The organism is Pseudomonas sp. K5002 (assembly GCF_013386655.1).
Classification (GTDB): Bacteria; Pseudomonadota; Gammaproteobacteria; order Pseudomonadales; family Pseudomonadaceae; genus Aquipseudomonas.
Genome location: NZ_JACARK010001716.1, coordinates 304 through 522, shown reverse-complemented (window position 1 = coordinate 522; position 219 = coordinate 304). Strand labels below are relative to the sequence as shown.

The 219-nt window shown below is 70.8% G+C and carries 1 pseudogene; it reads left to right on the top strand.

Annotated elements, in window-relative coordinates:
• Positions 1–219 (top strand): annotated as a pseudogene (locus HX846_RS40215) (exopolyphosphatase); the annotation flags it as partial.

Genomic DNA, 219 nt, shown 5'->3' with positions numbered 1-219 from the left:
CCCCGGGCGCCGTGCGGATCGTCGGCACCAACGCCCTGCGCGAAGCCCGCAACCGGGGCGAGTTCATCCGCCGCGCCGAGGAGATCCTCGGGCACCCGGTAGAGGTCATCTCCGGCCGCGAGGAAGCACGCCTGATCTACCTCGGCGTGTCCCACACCCTGGCCGACACTCCGGGCAAGCGCCTGGTGGCCGACATCGGCGGTGGCAGTACCGAATTCA